The organism is Lentzea aerocolonigenes, assembly GCF_000955955.1.
In the GTDB taxonomy this organism is placed as follows: Bacteria; Actinomycetota; Actinomycetes; order Mycobacteriales; family Pseudonocardiaceae; genus Lentzea; species Lentzea aerocolonigenes_A.
Genome location: NZ_JYJG01000088.1, coordinates 1 through 1,665, shown reverse-complemented (window position 1 = coordinate 1,665; position 1,665 = coordinate 1). Strand labels below are relative to the sequence as shown.

The 1,665-nt window shown below is 70.7% G+C and carries 1 protein-coding gene; it reads right to left on the bottom strand.

Annotated elements, in window-relative coordinates; translation table 11 throughout:
• Positions 1–1,665: SdrD B-like domain-containing protein (locus UK23_RS14965; protein ID WP_045312115.1), on the bottom strand; the 1,665-nt coding region annotated here is incomplete at both ends.

Here is a 1,665-nt window from a genome sequence, read left to right as displayed (position 1 = left end):
CTCACCAGCGTCCTGCACGCCGTCGGCGTCGGTGTCGCTGAAGACCTTGTCGCCCACGACTGCCGAGGGCGGCACGATCCCGAGGTCCCAGGTCAGGTCCTGCTCGACCTGGCCGAGGTTGAACACCGCGGTCACGCCGGAGCCGTCACCGTCGGAGTCACCAGTGTCGACCGTCTGGTCCTGCGGCGAGATGACCGAGCCCGCGGGCGGCGTGAACCGCACGAAGTAGTCACCCGCAGCGAGACCGGTGAACAGGTACTGGCCGTTCGGCCCGGTGGTGGTCGTGGCGACGGAGACGTCGTCACCGCCACCCGGCACGCCGTTGGCACCCGGCTGCAGCAGTTCCACGGTCACGCCCGCGACGCCGGCCTCGCCGCCGTCCTGGACGCCGTCACCGTTGGTGTCCGACCAGACGAAGTCGCCCACGGACGCGGCCGCCGGGACGAGCCCGAGGTCCCGTGTGCGGTCTTCCTGGACCTGGCCCAGCGGGAACACGACGGTCGTGCCGGTTGCGTCGGCGTCGGAGTCCGCCGCGTCGTCACCGCCCTGGTCCTGAGGCGAGATCACCATGCCCGCGGGCGGGGTGAACTTCACGAAGTAGTCACCCGCGCTCAGGCCGCTGAACAGGTAGATGCCGTTGGTGTCGGTCGTGGTGGTGCCCACCGACACGGGACCGTTCGGCCCCTGCCGGAACAGCTCCACCGGCACGTTCGGCACACCGGGTTCGCCGGCGTCCTGCACACCGTCACCGTCGAGGTCGGACCAGACGCGGTCACCGACGGCGCCGGAGGCCGGGACGTAGCCCTGGTCCCAGCTCAGGTCCTGCTGACCGAGGATCAGCGGGAACACCGCGGTCAGTCCGTTCGCGTCACCGTCGGAGTCGGTAGCGTCGTCGCCCGCGTTCTGCGGGGACGGCACGGCGTTCGCCGGAGCGGTGAACTTCACGAAGTAGCTGCCTGCGGGCAGGTTCGTGAACAGGTAGCCACCGGCCGGGCCGGTCGTGGTGGTGGCGACGGGGATGTCGTCACCGGTGCCGGCCACACCGTCCGGCCCCGGCTGCAGCAGCGCCACGGCCACACCCGGCACACCGGGTTCGCCCGCGTCCTGCAGTCCGTTGCCGTTCGCGTCGGACCAGACGAAGTCACCCACGGTGGCCGTGGCCAGGTTGACACCGGTGTAGTGGGCCGGGTTGTCCGCCCGCACCTCACCGGAGGTCGTCTGGCCGCTGCCGTCGACGACGTTGCCGACGACCGAACCGACGTTGCGGTAGAGGCCCTCGATCGCCGTCCCGGAAGCCGTGCACTCGAACGAGGCACCCGGAGCCAGCACCGCGGGCTGGTTCTGGCAGGTGACCGCGACACCCTGGTCGTCGGTCACCACCACGTTGGCCAGCGGCAGGTGACCGGTGTTCGTGACCACGTAGGTCCAGGTCACGGGGCTGTTCGCGGGCACAGTCGGTCCCGGCGGGTTGTCCGCGTCATCACGCACGGCCGAACCACCGGTGACGTACTTCTTGATGTCGATGCCGGCCGCGACCAGACCCATGTCCCACGTGAGGTCGTTCTCGCCCTGGTCGAGCGTGAACACCTCGGTGCGACCGTAGGCGGGCGAGCCGACCGCGGCGCCCGCGTCGGAGTCGACCGCGTCGTCGCCGCCCTGGTTCTG